The following is a 16519-nucleotide window of genomic DNA, read 5'->3' as shown; positions in this document are numbered from 1 at the left end:
TCTCCAATCGGGCTCGCGAGGCGCGAACCAGTCTTCAGTTATCGATACCCGCAGCGAGACTCAGAAACTCGCTCATGCGACGGCGCGCCAGTTCGGGGCGAATCAATACGCCCGCGACGTCCGCTTTCCTGAACACATCCGCGTAGTGCGCGACGGATCGCGCCGACTGCATGCCGCCTGCCATCGAGAAGTGCCGTTGATGCCCGTTGAGCCACGCGAGAAAAACGACGCCAGCCTTGTAATACTGGGTGGGCGCAGCGAAGAGTTCGCGCGATAGCGCAACCGTCGGATCGATGAGCTGGCGATACGCATGGGTATCCCCAGCGGCGAGCTTCACCAATGCGCGCGATGCGACAGGCGCGATCGGGTCGAAGATGCCGAGTAGCGCGTGCGAATGGCCGGTGCTGTCGCCGGCAATCAGTTCGCCGTAGTTGTAGTCGTCGCCGGTGAACATCACGACGCCGTCGGGCAACTGCGATCTGAGCTGACGCTCATATTCTGCGTTGAGCAGAGAAATCTTGATGCCTTCGACCTTGTCCTGATGAAGCCGGATGATGTCGAGCACCGTCGTCATCGCTGTCGCAACGTCGCGGCTGCCCCAGTAGCCGGAGAGTGAAGCATCGAACGCATCGCCGAGCCAATGCAACACGACCTTGTTGCGTGACGCGGAGATCACGGCGTCGTAGACATGCTTGTAGTCGTCGGCGGACTGCGCTGCTGCGCACAGGGCGCGGCTCGCCATCATGATCGGCCGCCCACCCGCTGATTCGATCACTTCGAACTGTTCTTTGTAGGCGCCGACAATGTCGGCAATCGTTTGGCTGCGCGTGCCGTCGAGATGATCGGTGCCCGCGCCGCACGCCAGGTCGGCACCGGGAATGCTGCGCGCGTGCGCGATGCTGCGGCGGATCAGTTCGGCAGCTGTTGGCCAGCCAATGCCCATGCCACGTTGCGCGGTATCCATCGCTTCGGCCACCTTGAATCCCAGGCCGTACAGGTAGCTGCGAAATGCAAGCGTAGCGTCCCAGTCGACAGGCGGCGTATCGCCCCATGGCTCGTACGCACGCGCTGGATCGACGACGACGTGCGCCGCCGCATACGCGACGCGGTTAAACGTCGGCGCGGTGGACGGCGGAACCTGGTCTTCCCGGTGCTGCATCGTGTACGGGGTGATTGAACCTTCCAGCGTTGGCAGATTGATGTTCACGGAAACCTCTCGATGTCTGGGATTGAATGATCATGTCGGCGGCTTTTTCGGCGACCATGATCGTCGGTGCATTCGTGTTGCACGAAGGCAGATAGGGCATGACGGACGCGTCGACGACTCTCAGGCCATCCAGTCCGATAAGACGCAGATCGGGCGTGACGACGCTGTCGGGATCATCGGGCCGTCCCATGCGGCAGGTGCCGACCGGGTGGTGGTCGGTCTTTGCATTCGCGCATGCATAGTCGAACAGTTCCTGATCGGTATTCACACGCGCTCCCGGCAGAACTTCGCTTTGCACATAGCGCTTCATCGCTGGGGCGCGCAGGATGTCGCGCGCGAGCCGCAAACCCTTGATCGCCATGTCGCGATCGTATGGATCGGCCCAGTAGTTCGGATCGAGCAGCGGCGCGGCGGCGGGGTCCGCGCTGGCGAGACGCACCGTGCCGCGCGAACACGGGCGAAGGTACGCGGTGTTGAGCGTAACGCCCGCATTGTTCAGCTTCGCCATGCCCGCTTCGATACCGGACCCGAGGCCGAGATGAAACTGGATGTCGGGCGAGCGGTCCCGCGCGTCGCGATCCGCGTACCAGAACCCGCCCGTTTCGAAGAGACTCGATGCAACCGGGCCTTTCTTCAGCAACAGATATTGCAGTCCCGCCCATGCGGCGTTGTGGAGCTTGTTGTACTTGTCGTAGGTGTGATCGCCAGTGCATTCGGCGATGACGAAGAGGTCGAGGTGATCCTGCAAATTCGAGCCGACGCCGCGAAGATCGTGGACAGCTTTGATGCCAACGGACGCCAGATGATCGGCGGGACCGATGCCCGATTGCATCAACAGTTTCGGCGAACCGATCGCACCCGACGACACGATCACTTCACGCGACGCGCGCACGATCTGCGCGTCGCGGCTGTCGCCCGTCACGTATTCGACACCGACTGCGCGGTTCCCTTCGACAATCACACGCAGCGTTCGTGCCTGCATCGAGACCGTCAGATTCGCACGTCCGAGCACCGGTCGGATAAAGCCGGCTGCCGTCGATGAACGCCGTGCATCCAGTTGCGTGAGTTGGTAATAGCCCAGACCTTCCTGGCTCGCACCATTGAAGTCAGGATTGAACGGAATACCGAGTTCTTGTCCAGCCTGAAAGAACGCCTCGCAGATCGGCAACGGGCTGATCGGATTCGATACGCCGAGCGGGCCGCCATAGCTGTGATACTCGTTGGCAAAGCGCTGGTTGTTCTCGGACTTCTTGAAGTAGGGCAGCACATCGCGATAAGACCAGCCCGTCGCGCCCGCCTTATTTTCCCAATCGTCATAGTCAGCGGGAACGCCGCGCGTATAGATCTGCGCATTGATCGACGAACCGCCGCCGATCACCTTCGCTTGCGTGAAGCGCAGCACGCGGTTGTTCAGATGCTTCTGCGGCACGGTGAACCAGCCCCACGAACCGATGCCGCGCGTCATCTTCGCGAAGCCTGCGGGCATCGAGAAGAACGGGTGGCGATCGGAACCGCCTGCTTCGAGCAGCAGGACCTTGATCGACGGATCGGCGCTCAGGCGATTGGCCAGTACACAACCGGCCGAGCCGCCGCCCACGATCACGTAGTCATATGTCGTCGTTTTCATGTCAGTCGGCTCAGAATGCAGGGATGGACAGGCCGCCATCCACGTTGACCACGCTTCCTGTCGCGAAGGGCAACAGGCCCCCGGCGAGCGTCGCGACTGCCTGGCCCACTTCGTCGCTTTCGCCCCAGCGGCCGGCGGGAACCAGGCCCTCGCGGAAACGCGCCTCGTATTTCTCCGCGACGCCGGATGTCATCGGCGTGCGGATAATGCCGGGCCGCACCTCGAACACGCCGACATTTGCGCTCGCAAGCCGCAATGCAAACAGGCGCGTCATCATCGGCAGCGCGGACTTGGACAGGCAGTATTCGGCGCGCTCGGGCGATGCCATCTCTGCCGATACCGACGAGACCGTCACGATCGAACGGGCGGCTGTCGACGACGTCGCACACATATGGCGAGCGACGGCCTGCGTCATAAAGAACGTGCCGCGCAGATTGACGTCGAGCACGGCATCGAACGCTTGTGGCGACACGTCGAGCAGATCGCCACGGCTAGGCGAACCGATGCCCGCGTTGTTGACGAGGCATTCAATGCTTCCCTTGAAACGTACGGCTTCCTCGACAACGCTAGCGTGTGAAGCGACGTCGCTGAGATCGCTCTGAATGAAGAGCGCCTCCTGACCTTCGTCGCGTACGAGCGCGCAGGCCGTCGCGGCGTCCTCGTCGTTCACGACATCCGTCAGCACGATGTCGAAGCCGCGCCGCGCGAGCGCGATGCAGATCGACCGGCCGATGCCGCGTCGCGCGCCCGTTACCAGCGCGGTTGAACACTTTCCAGCTATCTTGCTCATGGCTGCACCATCCGTCGTTGCGCTGCGCACTCAGTGAATGCGAACTTCCGTGTCGGCGTCGAACAGCACGAGCTTCGACAGATCGACGCGCAACTCGCATCGTTCGCCCGACGCGTGCGGCATGTCGGCACCGAGTCTCGCAGACACTTCCATGCCGCCGAGATCGAGCACGGCGAGCGTGTCGGGTCCCGTCGGTTCAAGCACGTTGATCGTGACGGGCACGGTGCGCAGCGCCGACGTGGCACGCTCGTTTTCCACGCCGATCGCTTCAGGGCGCAGACCCGCAATCACCTTCTTGCCGATATAGCGCTCGACGGCAGCCGGTTGCGGCGGCAACGCGAGGTCGATGGCCTTCTGGCCTTCGCCCACGAGCAGACGCAGCGCGCCGTTCGCGCGTTCGATACGTGCCGGAATCAGGTTCATCGACGGCGAGCCCATGAACGTCGCGACGAACGTGTTGGCGGGCGTGTTGTAGACCTCGGCCGGTGTGCCGAGTTGTTGCAGCACGCCGCCCTTCATCACGGCGATACGCGTGGCGAGCGTCATGGCTTCGATCTGGTCATGCGTGACGTAGACGATGGTCGCGCCCAAACGCTGATGCAGCTTCTTGATCTCGGTGCGCATATCGACGCGCAGTTTTGCATCGAGATTCGACAGCGGTTCATCGAACAGAAATATCTTCGGATGACGCACCAGCGCGCGTCCCATCGCGACACGCTGACGCTGCCCGCCCGACAACTGGCCCGGACGCCGGTCGAGCAGGTGTTCGATCTGCAGCAGACGTGCAGCATCTTTCACGGCTTTCTCGCGTTCGGGTTTCGACACCTTGCGCATCTCCAGACCGAAGCTGATGTTCTGCCCAACGGACATGTTCGGATACAGCGCATAGCTCTGAAACACCATCGCGATGTCGCGCTCGCTCGGATGCAGGTCGTTGACCTTGTCGTTGCCGATGCGGATTTCGCCGCCCGATAGCGTGTCGAGTCCGGCGATCAGCGAAAGCAGCGTCGATTTCCCACAGCCCGACGGCCCGACAAGGACGAGAAAATCGCCATCATCGACATCGATGTTGATCTCCTTGAGGATTTCGGTGGAGCCGTAGGCTTTGCGAACGTTGGATACGTGCAGAGAAGACATGATTTACCCCTTGACCGAGCCGGCCATCAGACCGCGTACGAAGTAGCGACCACCGATTACATAGACGAGCAGTGTCGGCAGCGCAGCGATCATGGCCGTGGCCATGTTGACGTTGTATTCCTTGACGCCCGTCGATGTATTGACGATGTTGTTCAGCGCGACGGTGATGGGCGCTGAACTGCCCGTTGTGAAGGAAGCGCCGAACAGGAAGTCGTTCCAGATATTCGTGAATTGCCAGATCACGGTGACCGTGATGATCGGCACGGAGTTGGGAAGCAGGATGCGGAAGAAGATGCGAAAGAATCGTGCACCGTCGATCATTGCCGCCTTCACGAGTTCATCGGGAAACGCGATGTAGTAGTTGCGGAAGTACAGCGTCGTAAAGCACAGGCCATACACGACGTGCACGAACACCAGGCCGCTGATCGATTGCGCGAGGCCGACCTTGCCGAGGAACGACGCCATCGGAATCAGCACGATCTGGAACGGGATGAAGCATCCGAACAGGATCAGGCCGAACAGCGTGTTGTCGCCCTTGAAGCGCCATTTGGTCAGCACGTAGCCGTTCAATGCGCCGAGCAATGTGGAGATCGCTACGGCAGAGAAGACCATTCGGAAGGAATTCCAGAAGAAGCCTTTTACGCCGGAACATTCGAGTCCCACGCACGCCGATCCCCAGGCTTTTTCCCACGCTTCGAGTGTCCACTGATGTGGCAGCGCGAGGATATTGCCGGAATAAACTTCGGGCAGCGGTTTGAACGACGTCAGCAGCATCACGAGCAGCGGTACGAGATAGACCACGGCTGCAATCGCCAGCATCGAATAAATGACGATCCGTGAGACGTAGTTATGCTTGCCCACCACCATCTGTGGTGAGTCCCATGTTTTGGTAGCCATCGTTGTCTCCTGTCGGCCAGAGTTCGCTCTTTAGAGCCTTACTCTGGTCCCATGCAAAAAGGTTGCTAAGGGGCTTTCGGTTGAGTTCAATGGCCGCCGCTCTTCCGGCGAGGTCTCATTTCGGAATAGAGATAGGGCACCATGATGGCCGCCACCGTGCACAGCATCATCACGGCGCTGGCCGCCCCCATGCCGAGTTCGTTGCGGGTGAAGGTGAACGAGTACATGAAGGTCGACGGCAATTCGGTCGAGTAGCCGGGACCGGCGCCCGTCAATGCAATGACGAGTTCATAGCTCTTGACGGCGAGGTGCACGAGAATCACGAATGCGGATACGAAGACGGGCCGCAGCTGCGGAATGATGACTCGCCGGTAGATCGAAGGCATGCGGGCACCATCGATCGACGCGGCCTTGATCTGTTCCTGGTCGATGCCGCGCAAGCCTGCCAGAAACATCGCCATCACAAAGCCCGACGCCTGCCAGACAGCGGCGATGACGACGGTGTAGATCGCCATGTCGTCGTTGATGATCCAGTCGAACTGGAAACTCGTCCAACCCCAGTCATGGAACAGCTTGGTGAGGCCCAGACCCGGATTGAGAATCCATTTCCATGCGGTGCCCGTGACGATGAACGAGAGCGCCATCGGATAGAGAAAGAGCGCCCGCAATCCGCCTTCAGCGCGAATCCGCTGATCGAGCAGAATGGCAAGGCCGAGACCGATCGCCATGCACAGCACGACATAGAGCGATGCGTAGATGCCGAGGTTGCCGATCGCCACATGCCAGCGCGGATGCTCCCAGACGCGCCCATACTGAAGCAGACCTGCCCAGTGAAAGTTGGCAAAGGCGCGTGAGCGGGTGAACGAGAGCACCGTCGTCCACGCGATAAAACCGTAGACAAAGATCAACGTGATGATCAATGTTGGGCTGAGCACGATCTTGGGCAGAACCGCTTCGAAGCGGTTTCGAAACGTCGATCGCTTTCGCGTCGGGCTTTGGCCCGAGCTGTTGTTCAGATCATCAAGCGTGGTCGCCGCATGGGCGCGATTGTGCAATAGCATGGCAACACCTACCGTCGGAGATGACGGGCCTCGCGGACAGCGGCGTTGGGTGCCGCATCCGCACAAGGACCATTTGGCTTACTGCGAGTTCTTCACTGCCGCGACGAGCGCTTTGACGGCATCCGCAGACGACTGATTCGAATTGAAGAAGTGCGTGACGACGTCATACACGGCGTTCTTCGGACCATCGGGCATCGCGTGTCCGTGCGCGAAGCTGCCGACCATCGAGTCCGTCTTGAGCGCTGCGCGCAAGTCGTTCATCGACTTCTTGCCGCACTCGTCGAAGCCATCCTGTGGCACATCAAGTCGCGCAGGTATCGAGCCTTTGATCTGGTTGAATTTCGCCTGGACGCCCTTGTCCATGATGGTCGACGCAAACGCGTACTCGCCGGGGAGACTCGCGTCGCCCTTCTTGAAGCCCGCGAACTGGTCGGTGTTGAAGATGAACGCGCCATCCGTTCCGGGATAGTTGAAGCAGAGATAGTCGACATTCGGCTGCTTGCCTGCCGATGCAAACTCGCCCTTGGCCCAGTCGCCCATGATCTGCATGGCAGCCTTACCGTTGATGACCATCGACGTGGCGAGATTCCAGTCACGGCCCGGGAAGTTCGGATCAACCATGCCGCGCAACGCGCGCATCTGGTCAAAGGCTTTTTCCATCGTCTTCGAGCCGAGCGCGCTGGGGTCCAGCTTGACGAGCGCCTGCTGATAGAACTTCGGGCCACCTGCCGACATCACCGCGCTATCGAAGATCGTCGCTTCCTGCCATGCCTGGCCGCCGTGCGCGAGCGGAATATAGCCGGCCTTGCGGATCTTGTCGGCGTCCGCGACGAGTTCATCGAAGGTTTTCGGCGGCGTGAGCTTCAGTTGGTCGAAGATCTTTTTGTTCGCCCAGATCCAGTTCGTGCGATGCACATCGACAGGTGCGGCAACCCAGTGACCGTCGACTTTCGAAAATTTCTGGATTGGGCCGGGAACGAGCTTGTCCCAGCCTTCCTTCGATGCGACGGCATCGAGATTCTGTAGATAATCTTCCTGCGCGTATTCGGGGATGGTGAAGCCGAGCATCTGGATCGCATCGGGCGGATTGCCCGACGCGACGCGCGCCTTCAGCACCGTGCGCGCGGCTTCACCGCCGCCGCCTGCGATCGGGCTGTCTTTCCATGCATAGCCCTTGGTTTTGAGGCCGTCTTTCAGCACGGAAAGGGCTTTGGCTTCGCCGCCGGAAGTCCACCAGTGCATGACTTCCACCGTTTTCGTGTCAGCCGCGTAAGCGGACAGCGCGTGGCAGGCAACGAGGCCGACTGCAATTGCAGCAATACGCTTCTTGTACATCTTTGTCTCCTTGATGACGCTCTCTTGGCGGGCTTTCTTGTGGACACCACAGCGGGCATGCCGTGGCGCGATCGGGATGGATTCGTGGTCAGGCGGCTGGACGCGGTAGCCACCAGTTCTTGCGCTCTCCGATGTGAAGCTGGATCGTCTTCGTCTCGGTGTAGTCTTCGACGGCCTGCTTGCCGAGTTCGCGTCCCACGCCGCTCGACTTGAAGCCGCCGAACGGCAGTTCGGGATAACCGTCGAGGAACGTGTTGACCCAAACCGTGCCCGCATCGACGCCGCGCGCAACGCTCAGGCACGTGTTGATGTCGTTGCTCCAGACGGCGGCGGAGAGTCCATAAGCCGTGTCGTTCGCGATATCGATTGCGTGCTGCGTGTCGGAGAAGGGGATGATCGTGAGCACGGGGCCGAAGATTTCTTCGCGGGCGATGCTCATGTCGGGCGTGACATCGCTGATGACGGTCGGCTCCAGATACAGGCCGTTCGCGTCATAGCGTTTGCCGCCCAGGCGCAGGCGCGCGCCTGCCGCAACGCCCTTGTCGATGTTGCCGAGAATCTCGACCAACTGGTTCTCGCTGACGATCGCGCCGATCTTGCACTCGGGATGCAGCGGGTCGCCAACGGGCACTTGCCGCGCGCGCTCGACGACCGCTTGCGCAAAGCGCTCTGAAATCGATTCGTGCACGAGCACGCGGCTGCCGCTGTTGCAGCATTCGCCCGCGTTGAAGTACACGCCGAACACGACGGCATCGATCATTGCGTCCCAGTCGCAATCGGGGAAGACGATCTGCGGGTTCTTGCCGCCGAGTTCGAGCGCGACCTTCTTCAGCTTCTTCGATGCGAGTCCGCCGAGCAGACTGCCGACGCGCGTCGAACCGGTGAACGACAGCATGTCGATGGCGTCGTGCTCCGCGAGCGGCTGGCCGACGGACGGACCTTTGCCCGTCACCACGTTGACGACGCCTGCCGGTACGCCGGCCTGTTCGAGAATCTCCATCAGCATGACGGTGGTGCTCGACGTCAATTCGCTCGGTTTGACGACGCAGGTGCAACCCGCCGCGAGTGCGAACGGCAGCTTCTGCGAAAGAATCCACAGCGGGAAATTCCACGGCGTGATGAGTCCGACGACGCCGATCGGCTGGCGCAGCACGATGCCGAGCATGTCTTCGCCGAGCGTGTCGTAGGCGTCGCCGCTCGTCGTGCGGGCGAGGCTTGCGGCGTATTGCCAGAGATCGATGCAGCCGGAGACTTCGCCGCGTGCCTGCGCAAGTGGCTTACCCGTTTCGAGGGATTCGAGCAGCGACATCCTGTCGACGCGTGCCTTGATGCCGTCAGCGATCGCGAGAAGAATTCGCGCGCGTTCCGCGCCTTTGAGCTTCGGCCATGGACCGTGACGGAAGGCGAGGTCGGCGGCGTTGATGGCTCGCTCGACGTCTGCCGGTGTCGCTTCCGGAAACGAACTGACAACGTGGCCATGCGCGGGACTGCGGCGCTCGAAGCGCTGTTTGTCCGTGGATTCGGTCCACGTGCCGTCGATGTACATGCGGCCGTTATAGGCTTCATGCGCAGGGGTTTTGTCGCTTGTCAAAAGCGCAGTTGCAGCGGGAATTGCGGTGTCGTACGTCATGTCATTGACCCTCGTATTGCGCCGGGCGCCGTTCGCGGAAACTGGCCATGCCTTCGCGGGCGTCGTGCGTCGATGCGGACAGCGCGCCCGCCATGGCTTCCAGGGTTGCGCCGGCCCCGAATCCCGAGGCGGCGTTGATGAGTTGCTTGGTCAGTTGCACGGAGACGGGCGCGAGCGTCGCGATCTTTTCAGCGATAACGATGGCTGCCGCGACCGACTCTTTCGGCGCGGAGATTTCGTCGACTAGTCCGATGCTGTACGCGCGCTGCGCGTCGATGCGCCGGGCGGTAAGCGCAAGCGATTTCACATGGCTCGGACCAATCAGCGAAACCAGCCGTTGCGTGCCGGACCAGCCTGGGCAGGTCGCGATGCTCGCTTCAGGCAGCGCGAACGTGGCAGCGGGGTCCGCGACGCGCACGTCGGCGACTGCGGCCAGTTCGAGGCCGCCGCCAAATGCGGGGCCGTTGATCGCCGCGACGACGGGCAGACGCAATGCCGCCCAGCGGTCGAAGATGCGATGACCGCGTGACACCCATACGCGCCACATGTCGAGCGGCGCGAGTGCCGACCACTGGTTGATGTCGGCGCCGACACAGAAGGCGCGTTCACCCGCGCCTGTCAGCACGACGGCGCGCATGCTCGCATCCGATTCGAGTCGTGCCGCTGCGGCTTCGAGTTGATCGAGCATCTCCGGCGTCAGCGCATTCAGCTTGTCCGGCCGATTGAGCGTGACGACAGCAACGGCGTTCGTCTTCTCGATCTGGATCAGTTGCTGGTCAGCCATGACGCGCCTCCTTCAGCTTCAGACCGAACGGAGCGTCCGTGAAAATGGACGCATCCATCGTCTTCAGGGCAGGAGAGACGGCCAACTCGATATCGCACTGATCGAGTACATCCCTTTGCAGATCGATGCCGGGGGCTATTTCGATCACTTCGAGGCCTTTGTCGCCGAGTTGGATCACGCAGCGTTCCGTGACGTACAGCGCTTGCTGATTACGCTCTCTTCCCATGCGTCCGCTGAAAGTCACGTGGTCCACATCGGCGATGAACTTCTTTTTGCCTTCCTTGATGATCTTCAGACGGCCATCACCGACTTCGATCTTTGCGCCCGCCGTGAAATAGCCACTGAAGACCACACGCTTCGCATGCGTCGTGATGTCGATGAAGCCGCCGCATCCGGCAGTGAGATATGGCTTGCTCGGCAACTTCGACACGTTCACGTTGCCGAAGCGGTCCACTTGCAGGAACGACAGCAGCGATACATCGAAGCCGCCGCCCTGGAAGTACACGAATTGCGAAGGCGAAGGCATGATGGCGTCGGCATTGCCCGAGCATCCAAAGGCGAAACCGAGCAACGGCACGCCGCCGACAGCGCCCTGTTCGATGACCCACGTCACGTCGTCGCGGTAGCCTTCTTCGAGCAGAACGCGCGGCACGTTGGCGGAGATGCCGAAGCCGAGATTTACCGCATCGTTCTGCGCGAGTTCCATTGCCGCGCGCCGTGCGATGACCTTGTCCGCGTGCCACTCGGCAAACGCGAATGCGCTCTCGGGCAGTTTGATTTCGCCGCTGATTTCCGGGTCGTATTCGATCTGTGTCGTCTGCTTCTGCTCGGGATCGACCACCACGTAGTCGACGAGATTGCACGGAATGTGCACCTGCTGCGTATGCAGCGAACCGGCCTTCACGACGCGCTTCACTTGCGCGATCACGATGCCGCCGTTATTGCGCACGGCCAGCGCCTGATCGCGTCCGCCAAGCAGCGCGCCTTCATGTTCGAACGACAGGTTGCCGCGTTCATCGGCTGTCGTTGCGCGCACGATTGCAACGCGCGGCACGAAGTTTTTGTAGTGCAGCCACTCGTCGCCCGCGAACGTCACCTTTTCGACGATGGGATGTTCGGCGGCCTGCGCGTTCATCGCGCCGCCCTGGCGGTCGGGATCGACATACGTGTCGAGGCCGACCTTGGTCAGCACGCCGGGGCGTTTCGCCGCGACCTCGCGATGCATGTCGAACAGCACGCCGCTCGGCAGGTTGTACGCGCGGATGTCGTTGTCGGTGATCAGATGCCAGATGTCGGGCATAGGCAGGCTCGATGGGCCGCTCGGAAACGACCCGGCGATGACGGTATGAATCAGTCCTTTCTTCGCGATGTGATCGATGCCCTTGATGCCGTACATATCGCCCGCAGCGATCGGATGCAGCATCGTCAGATTGCGCGGATGGTCTTCCGCGTCGAAGCGGGCGCCGATAGCGGCGAGCATTGCATCGGGACAACCCAGACCGCTCGACGAACTGACGGTGACGACGTCGTCATCGTTGATCAGGCTCGCCGCGTGGGCCAATGAAACAACCTTGCTGGAACGCACAGTCAATCTCCTCGAACTTTTATTCAGCGAAACGGGATGGCACCGTCACGTGGCCGCCTGCTTCGGCGGACTTCACGAGCGACAGCGCGGCGACGAGCGAGCGATAGCCATCGATGCCCGTCGCGGCAGGGTTCTGTCCTTCCATAATCGAGCGATGGAATTGCGCGACGGCCGTGCAATACAGGTCGCGATGTTCGACTTCGATGTCTCGCGTGCCTTCTGCCGAGCGCAGCGTGATCTCCCCGACCGGTCGCTGCGTCATCACGTCCTTCGCGAACAAGGAACCCGCCGTGCCGTGAATCTCGAGCCCCGTCGGCGCGTACGGCACGGTGAACGCATCGTGGAGTTGCGCGAGCACGCCGTTTTTGAAGCGCACGATCGCCATCACGCCGTCCGCGAGTCCCGCCGTCGACATCGTTCCCGACGACGTCATGGCGCTGACTTCGACGGGCTCGTCGTCGAGCAGGAAGCGCAGCGTGTCGATGTCGTGAACGGAGATATCGAGAATCACGCCGCCGCCCGCATCGGGCCGTTCGATACGCCAGCCGCGCAGATGCGGTGGCAGCGAGACCGCATGGAAGACGCGGACGAAGAGGGGCGTGCCGATTGCGCCGGCGCGAATGAGTTCGCGCATCTTCCGGTGCGTCGCCGCGCATCGCAGGTGATGATTCGTGCCGAGCTTTACGCCGTGTGAGGCGCACGTTTCGATCATTTGCGCCGCTTCGTCTTCTGCCAGCGCGAGGGGCTTTTCGCACAGCACGTGCTTGCCGGCTTTCGCCGCCGCGAGCACTTGCGGCAGATGTTTCTCATTAGTGCTGCTGATGTAGACGGCCGTGATAGACGGGGCGGCGAGTACGGCGTCGAGGTTTGCAGAGTGCGACGGGATGGCGTGCTTTTCAGCAAACTCGCGTGCGCGCTCCGCGCTGCCGCTCACCACGGTGGCGATCTCACCATCCGGCTGCGAGCGGATGGCATTGACCATCCATTCGTCGGCGATGGTGCTGGCGCCGATCAGCGCCCAGCGGGTTTTTTCTGTCATGTCTCTCTCCATTGGAACGTTCCAATTCGCGTTCGTTGGATCGTTCCAACAAACTGTAGTAGACTGATTTCACGATGTCAAACACTTTTTGGAACGTTCCAATTGTGCAAAGCAACATGAAATCTGGTCCGACCATTCAGGACATTGCCGCTGCGGCTGGCGTGTCGAAATCGACGGTGTCGCTCGTTTTGCAGGAGAGTCCGCGTATCAAGGCCGAAACGGCCGATAAGGTGCGCGAGGCGGCTCGCGCGCTCGGCTATGTCTACAACCGCGGGGCGGCCATCCTGCGCGGAAGGCGCAGCACGACGATCGGCATGGTGATCAACGATCTGACCAACCCGTTTTTTGTTGAATTGCTGGTGGCAATCGAGCGGGTGCTGGCTCAGGCTGGATATACGACGCTGATGGCTCACACTGCCGAAAGTCTCGAAACGCAGACGAGGGTTCTGCGATCCATGCGTGAGCAGAATGTCGCTGGCCTGATCATGTCTCCAGCACTTGGGACGCCGGATGCGTTGCCCGCCGAAATTCAGTCGTGGGGCATTCCGCTTGTACTCGTCATGCGTCCGATGGGGCCCGACGTCGATACCATTGGTGTCGACAACAGCTATGGATTCGCATTGGCTACCGAGCATCTGATCGGGCAGGGACACACGCGCATCGCTTTCGCTGGCAACCGGAAGGGTTATGCAGTTGCCAATCAGCGCAGGCAGGGTTATCTGTCGGCGATGGCGAAGCACTCACTGCCTGTCGATGACGACTGGATCATCGATGTCCCTTTGACGCCCGAGGGTGGGCGCAATGCGGTCCGCGCGATCTTCGACATGAAGCCGCGGCCGACGGCGGTGGTTTGCTACAACGATCAGGTCGCAATCGGCGTGCTGCACGAACTCGACAGAATGGGCAAGCGCGCGGGCAAGGCTCTGGCAGTTGTGGGTTGTGACAATGTCGTTGCGGCTGAGCACACCAATCCGCCCTTGACGACGCTGTTTGCAGGCGCGGATAAGCTCGGCACCATTGCTAGCGAGACGCTGCTGGCTCGACTGAGCGAAACCTCTGAAGAGGAAAAGCCGCCAGTGCAATACTTTGCGGTGCCTGAACTCGTTGTCAGGGAATCGAGTATCGGTGCGGGGGCATCTCGCGCCAGTGCTGCGTAACAGCGCACCACATTGATCGCGCACCGGCGCGTGCGATACGTGCTAGTCGCAGCACCGTAAAAGACCCGCTCAAATAGCCGACCATCGCTTGATTGGTAACGGTCTTAATGCGAGGGACCAAACAGTTATCGCTATATGCAGGCTTACTCGACTTAGTCGAATGTTCCTGTGCGCACCTCGCCGTCACGCAAGTAGCGGGTAATCAACACACCGCCAGGCGTACTGATCGAGTGCGCCAGAGTGAACGCAGACGCGAGTGCGTCGTCGCCGAACAAGCGCTTGCCGCGCCCAAGCATGATGGGGTAAATCACAAGCCGAAGCTCATCCACCAGGCCGGCTGCAAGCAGTTGGCGCAGCATGTCGCCGCTGCCGAAGGTCAATAGATTGGCGCCGTCCTGACGTTTGAGCGCACGTATCGCGTCGGCGAGGTCGCCCGACAGCGTATGACTGTTCTGCCAGTCGAGCGTGCCGGACTGATGCGTGGCGACATGTTTCGGTACGCTGTTGAACAGGTCGGCGATGGCGCGGCTGTGAGAGTCGGCCGGTACATGTGGCCAATACGACGCGAATATGTCGTAGGTGCGACGGCCCAGTAGCAACTCGAACGGTTGCGAGAGCAGGTCCTGCAAGTTCTGGCCAATGGCTTCGTCGGCATAGGGGACTATCCAGCCGCCAAGGCGGAAATCGCCGCTGCGATCTTCGTCCGGCCCGCCAGGTGCTTGCACCACGCCATCCAGACTGATGAAAACGGAAACAACGAGCTTGCGCATGATGTTCTCCAGGTCGACGGACCCGATCGATCCATCTATACGACGAACGAATTGCATGTCGATCGACAACTACTCAAATCGATTTCCAAAGAAAGCGCTCTTGCATCAGCAATTAGAGGCAACGCCGCTTCGACATAGTCGATCGCCAGAACATTCACAAGCCTCCGTGCAGCACGGCAAATAAACAACACCTCGTTAGCAGATCGCTTTGCTGCAACGAATTGACAGGCTATGCTCCTGTTCACGAAATTGACCCAGCTGGCTCACTAATTACGGTGGATCGCTGATGAAAAAGATCGTTATCTCCAGTGCCATTGGCGCACTTTTGGCTGCCGCGACTCCGCTGGCATTCGCACAAAGCTCAGTCACGCTATACGGCATCGTCGATGAAGCCATCCGCTATCAGACGAACGCCGGCCCGGGCGGCGACGACCAGGTCGCCATGACCTCGGGTCCGGAAACCCACAGCCGGTGGGGCTTGAAGGGCAGCGAAGATCTGGGCGGCGGATGGTCCGCAGTCTTCCACCTCGAAAACGGCTTCGAAGCCTTTAATGGGACACTCCACGTTCCCAACACATTGTTCAGTCGACAGGCTTACGTGGGCCTGTCGAACGAGCAGTGGGGCGCACTCACTTTCGGCAGGCAATACGCGCCCGCTTACGACACCCTGGGCGATATCTTCGACCCATTGACCGTTGGCAACTACTGGCAGAACAGTTGGCCTTATAACGGTATCGGCAATTACCTGGAAATCAACAACGCGGTCAAGTACAAAGGCACGTTCTATAACCTGGCGATCGATGCGCTTTATGGCTTCGGCAACCAGCCGGGCGCGCTCGGTCTCGGCGCCATCTACGCCGTAGAACTGACGTACACGTATGGCCCAGCTATGCTCAACGCAGGCTTCCAGCAGGTTTCGGTACCGACTTCCGCGACGGGCTCCGCAGTCGGGACCAGTGTCGGCAGTGCAATCAATGGCGGCAAGACGAACTTCATGCACATCAGCGGCGCCTGGCAGGTCACGCACGACGTCCGTCTGCTGGCCGGCTGGCTTCACGGCCAGGATCAGACGGGATTGACCGACGTCAACATGCAACAAGCGGGCTCGCCGACATTGAAGGGTGCCAGTCCCAATCGCATCGACGATACGTTGTACGTCGGTGCGAACTGGAAGGCCACCGCTCCATTGCTGTTCACGTTCGCCTACTACTACGGGCACGCGCGCAATGCTGAACGGCTCGACGGTTCGCTTGGTACGGGGGTGAACCAGTCGGCTACGATTCTCGCCGAATACTCGTTCTCGAGGCAGACGGAAGTCTACGCGATCACGGACTGGGCGCGCGGCACGGGCGCTTTCGCCGCCGACTATCCGGGCGGCGTCAATTCCGCCGGTGTGCCGACCAATACCATTGGCCGGACCAACCAGTTGGGCGTGGCAGTCGGTCTTCGCAAGATGTTCTAAGGACGGGCGTTCGGGCTGCGCGCCCGACCATCAGCGCT

At 60.9% G+C, this 16519-nt stretch carries 14 protein-coding genes; 2 read left to right on the top strand and 12 right to left on the bottom strand.

All coding sequences use genetic code 11. The features are described 5' to 3' along the window. Positions 1-34 precede the first annotated feature (34 nt). The 11 genes from H1204_RS34500 to H1204_RS34450 form a co-directional block, all read right to left on the bottom strand. On the bottom strand, positions 35-1159 hold the full coding sequence (locus H1204_RS34500) for a dihydrodipicolinate synthase family protein (RefSeq protein ID WP_243468985.1): 1125 nt from the start codon (positions 1157-1159) through the stop codon (positions 35-37). Then, positions 1110-2834 carry a GMC family oxidoreductase N-terminal domain-containing protein gene (locus H1204_RS34495; RefSeq protein ID WP_180734971.1) on the bottom strand — a complete coding sequence of 575 codons (1725 nt, stop codon included), beginning with the start codon at positions 2832-2834 and terminating at the stop codon, positions 1110-1112. Before H1204_RS34495 ends, H1204_RS34500 begins: the two co-directional genes overlap by 50 nt. Positions 2835-2844: 10 nt before the next feature. Beyond that, complete coding sequence (locus tag H1204_RS34490; protein ID WP_180734970.1) at positions 2845-3624, bottom strand: 3-ketoacyl-ACP reductase; 780 nt, start codon at positions 3622-3624, stop codon at positions 2845-2847. A 30-nt stretch (positions 3625-3654) separates the two neighbouring features. Beyond that, a complete protein-coding gene (gene ugpC / locus H1204_RS34485; RefSeq protein ID WP_180734969.1) occupies positions 3655-4761 on the bottom strand; it encodes a sn-glycerol-3-phosphate ABC transporter ATP-binding protein UgpC in 1107 nt (368 codons plus the stop codon). Positions 4762-4764: 3 nt separating this feature from the next. Further along, positions 4765-5658, bottom strand: a complete 894-nt coding sequence (locus H1204_RS34480; protein ID WP_007734716.1) for a carbohydrate ABC transporter permease — start codon at positions 5656-5658, stop codon at positions 4765-4767. A gap of 86 nt (positions 5659-5744) precedes the next feature. Next, complete coding sequence (locus H1204_RS34475) at positions 5745-6719, bottom strand: sugar ABC transporter permease (protein ID WP_131241999.1); 975 nt, start codon at positions 6717-6719, stop codon at positions 5745-5747. Between the two features lie 78 nt (positions 6720-6797). Continuing rightward, positions 6798-8054, bottom strand: coding sequence for an ABC transporter substrate-binding protein (locus tag H1204_RS34470; protein ID WP_180734968.1), 1257 nt, complete (start codon positions 8052-8054; stop codon positions 6798-6800). A gap of 88 nt (positions 8055-8142) precedes the next feature. Beyond that, the gene (locus H1204_RS34465) at positions 8143-9684 is read right to left on the bottom strand and encodes an aldehyde dehydrogenase family protein (RefSeq protein WP_180734967.1); all 1542 of its coding nucleotides are present in this window, start codon (positions 9682-9684) and stop codon (positions 8143-8145) included. A 1-nt stretch (position 9685) separates the two neighbouring features. Beyond that, positions 9686-10468 carry an enoyl-CoA hydratase/isomerase family protein gene (locus tag H1204_RS34460; protein ID WP_180734966.1) on the bottom strand — a complete coding sequence of 261 codons (783 nt, stop codon included), beginning with the start codon at positions 10466-10468 and terminating at the stop codon, positions 9686-9688. Beyond that, positions 10461-12053, bottom strand: coding sequence for an acyl CoA:acetate/3-ketoacid CoA transferase (locus H1204_RS34455; RefSeq protein ID WP_180734965.1), 1593 nt, complete (start codon positions 12051-12053; stop codon positions 10461-10463). Before H1204_RS34455 ends, H1204_RS34460 begins: the two co-directional genes overlap by 8 nt. Positions 12054-12072: 19 nt before the next feature. Next, positions 12073-13092: a Gfo/Idh/MocA family oxidoreductase gene (locus H1204_RS34450; RefSeq protein ID WP_180734964.1), complete on the bottom strand. Its 1020-nt coding sequence runs from the start codon at positions 13090-13092 to the stop codon at positions 12073-12075. Positions 13093-13208: 116 nt separating this feature from the next. On the opposite strand from H1204_RS34450, the gene H1204_RS34445 reads away from it, so the two are divergent. Then, complete coding sequence (locus tag H1204_RS34445; protein WP_180734963.1) at positions 13209-14249, top strand: LacI family DNA-binding transcriptional regulator; 1041 nt, start codon at positions 13209-13211, stop codon at positions 14247-14249. Between the two features lie 152 nt (positions 14250-14401). On the opposite strand, the gene H1204_RS34440 is transcribed toward H1204_RS34445, so the two are convergent. Further along, positions 14402-15019, bottom strand: coding sequence for a dihydrofolate reductase family protein (locus tag H1204_RS34440; RefSeq protein ID WP_180734962.1), 618 nt, complete (start codon positions 15017-15019; stop codon positions 14402-14404). Positions 15020-15305: 286 nt separating this feature from the next. Between H1204_RS34440 and H1204_RS34435 the strand changes: the two genes are divergently transcribed. Beyond that, positions 15306-16481, top strand: coding sequence for a porin (locus H1204_RS34435; RefSeq protein ID WP_180734961.1), 1176 nt, complete (start codon positions 15306-15308; stop codon positions 16479-16481). Positions 16482-16519: the final 38 nt, after the last annotated feature.

Source organism: Paraburkholderia sp. PGU19 (assembly GCF_013426915.1).
Taxonomy (GTDB): Bacteria; Pseudomonadota; Gammaproteobacteria; order Burkholderiales; family Burkholderiaceae; genus Paraburkholderia.
This window is presented reverse-complemented; position numbering and strand designations above follow the sequence as displayed.

Bases quoted from the DNA above. Each gene is read 5' to 3' on its own strand.
- H1204_RS34445 (WP_180734963.1), top strand. From the start codon at position 13,209: ATGAAATCTGGTCCGACCATTCAGGACATTGCCGCTGCGGCTGGCGTG.
- H1204_RS34490 (WP_180734970.1), bottom strand. From the start codon at position 3,624: ATGAGCAAGATAGCTGGAAAGTGTTCAACCGCGCTGGTAACGGGCGCG.
- H1204_RS34500 (WP_243468985.1), bottom strand. From the start codon at position 1,159: ATGCAGCACCGGGAAGACCAGGTTCCGCCGTCCACCGCGCCGACGTTT.
- H1204_RS34465 (WP_180734967.1), bottom strand. From the start codon at position 9,684: ATGACGTACGACACCGCAATTCCCGCTGCAACTGCGCTTTTGACAAGC.
- ugpC (WP_180734969.1), bottom strand. From the start codon at position 4,761: ATGTCTTCTCTGCACGTATCCAACGTTCGCAAAGCCTACGGCTCCACC.
- H1204_RS34495 (WP_180734971.1), bottom strand. From the start codon at position 2,834: ATGAAAACGACGACATATGACTACGTGATCGTGGGCGGCGGCTCGGCC.
- H1204_RS34480 (WP_007734716.1), bottom strand. From the start codon at position 5,658: ATGGCTACCAAAACATGGGACTCACCACAGATGGTGGTGGGCAAGCAT.
- H1204_RS34460 (WP_180734966.1), bottom strand. From the start codon at position 10,468: ATGGCTGACCAGCAACTGATCCAGATCGAGAAGACGAACGCCGTTGCT.
- H1204_RS34475 (WP_131241999.1), bottom strand. From the start codon at position 6,719: ATGCTATTGCACAATCGCGCCCATGCGGCGACCACGCTTGATGATCTG.
- H1204_RS34470 (WP_180734968.1), bottom strand. From the start codon at position 8,054: ATGTACAAGAAGCGTATTGCTGCAATTGCAGTCGGCCTCGTTGCCTGC.
- H1204_RS34435 (WP_180734961.1), top strand. From the start codon at position 15,306: ATGAAAAAGATCGTTATCTCCAGTGCCATTGGCGCACTTTTGGCTGCC.
- H1204_RS34450 (WP_180734964.1), bottom strand. From the start codon at position 13,092: ATGACAGAAAAAACCCGCTGGGCGCTGATCGGCGCCAGCACCATCGCC.
- H1204_RS34440 (WP_180734962.1), bottom strand. From the start codon at position 15,019: ATGCGCAAGCTCGTTGTTTCCGTTTTCATCAGTCTGGATGGCGTGGTG.